Below are 5140 nucleotides of genomic sequence, written 5' to 3' on the forward strand. Positions count from 1 at the left end.
ACCGGCGAGTTGGGCTTGCGCACGCGCACGCGCACCTGCGGCAGGTGGAATTCCTGCAATAACGTGTCGGCGATGGCGTGCGTGAGTGTCTCGACCAGTTTGAAGGTGTTTTTCGTCACCACGCGTTCGACGGTTTGATAAACTTTATAAAGATCGACCGTATCGCGAATGTTGTCGCTGCCCGCCGCTTGTGCCACATCGATATGCAACTCGACATCGACTTCAAAACGCTGCCCCACTTGGCGCTCTTCTTCCCAGTAACCGTGATAAGCATGAAAAATCATTTTGTTGAGACGAAGAGTGTCGGATGGCATAGGCAAGCGATAAGAATGAAGCACAAACAGGCTGAGTGACAAAAACTGGGTTTTAGCGCGGGCTGAGCTTGTCGAAGCCCGATTGTTGCGCTGGGCGCTTTTCGACAGGCGCAGAGCGCAGTTTTTGCATGATTGAAACTTGTTGAACGATTTTTAAAAGCAACGCGCGAATGTATCAAACGCATGCCCGAATGTCAAGAGAAATGCCCTGTTGCTGGAATTTGCAATTGACTCACCTGCCAATTCTCACTATATTGCGCCCGCCAAAAACTAGTTCATCTCAAAAATAAAGAGATCATATGCGACTTTTATGCCTCTCGGATATTCATGGCGCAAGCGCGCCGTTCGAAAAGATTTTGCGACGTGAGCCGGAGCCGGACGCGCTGTTGATCGGCGGTGATTTCACCAACTTTGGCCCGCCGCAAGAAGCTGAGCGACTGTTGGATACCGCGTTGTTGTATTGCCCGCAGGTGTTTGCCGTCGCCGGCAATTGCGACAGTCCGGAGATCGACGAGATGTTGCTGCGCCGCGGCGTTTCACTGCACCGGCGCGGCCACGCTTTCAATGGCTTCGGATTCTTCGGCCTTTCGGCCATGCCGCCCTGGCGCGGAGACATGTATGAATTTACCGAAGAAGAGTTGCACGGCTTTTTGGCAGAGGGTCATGCACAAGCGCAGGACTTGCCGCGCTTCATTATGCTCACGCATCCGCCGCCGCATCAAACACAAGTTGACCGCAACGCTTCCGGCAAACATTTGGGCAGCACTGCAGTGCGCAAGTGGATGGATGATGTCAAGCCGGCTTTGATCATTTGCGGTCACATTCACGAAGCGCGCGGCGTTGATGAAATCAACGGCACGGTAATCGTCAACTGCGGCCCGGTGCGCAACGGCTGCTATGCCGTCGTGGACGTTGCCGAGAAGATCATAGTTGAGTTGAAGCAAGTTTAATCATTCGCAAAGAGTAAAAAGAGTAAGTGACAAGCAACAGCCCCAGTGAATCCCAGGGAACGAGTGCACAATATGTCCAAGCCGGTGATTGGTATTCAGATGCAAAAGCTGCCGGAACAGTTTTATTACCGGCTGTCCTACAAATACACTGAAGCGATTTACGCCGCCGGCGGCATTCCTGTCATGCTGCCGTTGATTGCAGAGCAGGATTATGTCGATCACATCTGGCCGTTGCTTGACGGCCTTATTTTGTCCGGTTGCCAAACGGATCTCGATCCGAAACGCTACGGCGAAGCGCCGCATGCCAAACTCGGCCCGGTGAATGAAACGCGCGATCGTTTCGATTGGATGCTGCTCGAGCGCGCGCATGCGGAGCATGTGCCGGTGTTGGGTATCTGTCGCGGCTTTCAAACACTCAACGTCTATCGCGGCGGCACGCTGATTCAAGATTTGCCCAGCCAGCAGCCTTCCGAAATCAAGCATTCCATTGAAGAGCCGCCGGAGGCTTTTGCGCACGAGGTTCGTCTCGCGCCGCAAACGGTTTTGAATCATGCCGCCGTGGAAAAAACGGCGCAGGTCAACAGTTTGCATCATCAAGCTGTTAAAAAATTGGGGAAAGGTTTGGCGCCTGTTGCCTGGGCGGAAGATGGCGTGATTGAAGCGTTCCAAAGCGAAGATCTCGCGCAGCATCACGTGGTCGGCGTGCAATGGCATCCTGAGCGCTTATGGCAAGCTGATGATTTCTCCTTGAGTATTTTCAAAAATTTCATCGCGGCGGTCGTCGCGCACAAGCAGGGTTGAATCTGCATTTTTTTGAGAGCAAGCCCGGCCACTTCAGATTTGACCGGAAAACCCAACGTGTTCAAAAAATGCTGTGACTGAAGCGGAATAGACATGAACGAAAACAGGCGCAAGGCTGATGATTTCATTCGCAAACATGGCATCAAAAAAATCAGATTGGTTTTTTCCGATCAAAACGGCTTGATGCGCGGCAAAAATGTTTCGGCGGAGATTTTTCTTAAATCCATTGAAAGCGGTATTGGCTTTGCACAATCCATTTTTGCGATGGATATCGAAGGCGAAACCATCGCCGAAACCGGGTTGTTGTGGGAACACGGTGATCCCGATTATCACGCCATGGCGGATCTCGATACTCTCACGCTGGTGCCATGGAAAGAAAACACTGCGCAAGTGATCGTTGATGCGGTTGTCGCCGGTCACAAACCATTTTTCGCTGATCCCCGCTTCATTCTCAAAAAGATTCTCGCCCAACTTGCGCACGCGGGCTACACCGCCAAAGTCGCTTCCGAATTGGAATTTTATTTGTTGCACGGCGATACGCGCCTGCCCACCACGAGCGGTACTCAAGCCTACAGCATTTTGCATCTCGTCTCCGTCGAAAAAGTTTTGGAACAATTCGAAACGAATGCCGCGGCCATGGGCCTTGCCGTGGAAGCCACGCTCTCGGAATACGCGCCCGGCCAGTTCGAAATCAATTTGCGCTACGCCGATGCGTTGCAAATGGCCGATCACACCTTTCTTTTTCGCAACATGGTGAAGGAAACCGCGGCGCAGATGGGTTATCACGCCACCTTCATGGCCAAACCGTTCGCCGATTCTGCCGGATCGAGTTTTCATTTGCATATCAGCTTGTGGCGGGAGATGATGAATGTTTTTGCGGGAGCGCTGCCGGCAAATGAATTGCCGCTGCCGTTGCAACACTTTATCGGCGGCTGCCAGCACTATCTCAAACCGGCCATGGCATTTTTTGCGCCGCATGTCAACAGCTACAAACGCCTGCGCCCGGGCAGCTATGCGCCCATCAATGATTCCTGGGGGCGCGATAATCGCTCGGTGTCCTTGCGTGTGCCTGCCGCCGAGGGCAGCGCCAGCCGTCTCGAAAATCGCATTCCCGGCGCGGACGGCAATCCCTATCTCGTCATTGCCGCCGCCCTGGCCATTGGCTGGCTGGGCTTGCAGGAGAAGCTGTCGCCCAAAACGCCAATCACCGGCAATGCCTATGAATTGCCGGCAACAGTGCCGCGTGATTTGCACGCCGCGCTGGAGGAGTTGCATCGGTCCGCATTTCCCGACATTATCCTGATGGATATTGGCTTGCCGGGAATGAGCGGCATCGAAGGGGTGCAAAAGGTGAAAGCGATTTCACCCGAGACGCGTGTCGTTATGCTGACGGTGTTTGATGAAAACGACATGATCTTTAGGGCGATTTGTGCAGGCGCTTCTGGCTACCTTCTTAAGAGCGAGTCAACAGAAAGGATCATCGAGTCGCTGCAGGATGTCCTCAACGGCGGCGCGCCGATGAACGCGCAAATTGCCGCGAAAGTTGTGGACATGTTCTCTCGGCTTGCAGCGCCGAAAGCGAACTACGGCCTTACACCCCGCGAACGCGAGATCCTGCAATGCCTTGTGGACGGCCTCGCCAAGAAACAGATCGCCGACAAACTCTTCCTCAGCTTTCACACCATTGATATGCACATGCGGGGGATTTACACGAAACTGCAAGTGCATTCCCGCAGCGGCGCGGTTGCAAAAGCCCTCAAGGAAAACCTGCTGTAGAAAACCTCTCGTAAAGGAAAACCACAAAGACACCAAGTCACAAAGGAAATTGAGGGACTGATATTCCTCGTTGGTGTCTTGGAGTCTTGGTGGTAGATTTTCACTTTCCCCTCCAATACACGCATTTGCGTAATTGTGGCGGCGACTCCCTGATTGTACTTTGGTGCATTCGGTGACATAGATAATCAATAGAAACGGTTGTTTGAAGAGGTCTTATGAGTACCTTCCTCGTTTTGTTCAGGCTCCTCTTGATTGGGACCTGCTTTGTTCTTTCATCCCTTGTCAATTCTTCCCTTGCTCAGTGGGTAACCAACGGCGTAGCTGTCTCGACCGCAAGCGGCGGTCAAGCTTCTCCCACCATTGCCAGCGACGGTTCAGGGGGCGCGATTATTACGTGGCAGGACTTTCGAAGCGGAACGAGTACTGACATCTCCGCGCAGCGGATCAATGCAAGCGGAGTGGTTCAGTGGACGGCAAACGGCGTCGCGATCTCTACTGCAAGCGGCGGTCAAGTTTCTCCCACTATTGTCAGCGACGGTTCGGGGGGCGCGATTATTACGTGGGGGGACCAGCGAAGCGGAACGGGCACTGACATCTACGCGCAGCGAATCAACGCAAGCGGAGTGGTTCAGTGGACGGCAAACGGCGTGGCGATCTCGACTGCAAGCAGCGAACAAAAGTTTCCCCTCATTGTCAGCGACGGTTCAGGGGGAGCGATTATTACATGGGAGGACTGGCGAGCCGGAACGAACTCTGATATTTACGCGCAGCGGATCGACGCAAGCGGAGTGGTTCAGTGGACGGCAAACGGCGCGCCGATCTCTACTGCAAGCGGTTCTCAATATTATCCCACCATTGTCAGCGACGGTTCAGGTGGCGCGATTATTACGTGGCAGGACCGTCGGAGCGGCACGGACTGGGACATCTACGCGCAGCGGATCAACGCAGGCGGAATGGTTCAATGGACGGCAAACGGTGTAGCGATCTCGACTGCAATCGGCGAACAATGGTATCCCCGCATTGTCAGCGACGGTTCAGAGGGTGCGATTATTACGTGGGTCGACTATCGGAACGGAACGGCGAACCCTGCCACCATCTACGCGCAGCGGATCAACGCAAGCGGAGTGGTTCAGTGGATGGCAAACGGCGTCGCGGTCTCTACTGAAAGCGGCGGTCAAGATTCTCCCAGCATTGTCAGCGACGGTTCGGGGGGCGCGATTATTACGTGGGAGGACAGTCGAAGCGGAACGAACATTGACATCTACGCGCAGCGGATCAACGCAAGCGGAGTGGTTCAGT

5 protein-coding genes are annotated in these 5140 nt (G+C 54.0%); 4 read left to right on the forward strand and 1 reads right to left on the reverse strand.

The genetic code is table 11. From position 1 onward, the window contains the following. The coding region (gene folB, locus FBQ85_26215) for a dihydroneopterin aldolase (protein MDL1878627.1) at window positions 1-314 on the reverse strand (314 nt) is incomplete at its 3' end. 299 nt (window positions 315-613) lie between these two features. Here folB and FBQ85_26220 point away from each other — a divergent pair. From FBQ85_26220 to FBQ85_26235, 4 genes are all read left to right on the forward strand, one after another. Next, a complete protein-coding gene (locus tag FBQ85_26220; GenBank protein ID MDL1878628.1) occupies window positions 614-1264 on the forward strand; it encodes a YfcE family phosphodiesterase in 651 nt (216 codons plus the stop codon). Window positions 1265-1336: 72 nt separating this feature from the next. Further along, window positions 1337-2065: a gamma-glutamyl-gamma-aminobutyrate hydrolase family protein gene (locus FBQ85_26225; protein MDL1878629.1), complete on the forward strand. Its 729-nt coding sequence runs from the start codon at window positions 1337-1339 to the stop codon at window positions 2063-2065. Window positions 2066-2158: 93 nt separating this feature from the next. Beyond that, complete coding sequence (locus FBQ85_26230; GenBank protein ID MDL1878630.1) at window positions 2159-3841, forward strand: response regulator; 1683 nt, start codon at window positions 2159-2161, stop codon at window positions 3839-3841. Between the two features lie 215 nt (window positions 3842-4056). After that, window positions 4057-5140, forward strand: a 1084-nt coding sequence (locus tag FBQ85_26235; GenBank protein ID MDL1878631.1) for a hypothetical protein, incomplete at its 3' end; no start/stop codon positions are given.

The sequence above is a fragment of the Cytophagia bacterium CHB2 genome (genome assembly GCA_030263535.1).
Classification (GTDB): Bacteria; Zhuqueibacterota; Zhuqueibacteria; order Zhuqueibacterales; family Zhuqueibacteraceae; genus Coneutiohabitans.

Excerpts from the sequence above, each read along its gene's own strand:
- FBQ85_26220 (MDL1878628.1), top strand. The coding sequence starts at position 614 with ATGCGACTTTTATGCCTCTCGGATATTCATGGCGCAAGCGCGCCGTTC.
- FBQ85_26225 (MDL1878629.1), top strand. The coding sequence starts at position 1,337 with ATGTCCAAGCCGGTGATTGGTATTCAGATGCAAAAGCTGCCGGAACAG.
- FBQ85_26230 (MDL1878630.1), top strand. The coding sequence starts at position 2,159 with ATGAACGAAAACAGGCGCAAGGCTGATGATTTCATTCGCAAACATGGC.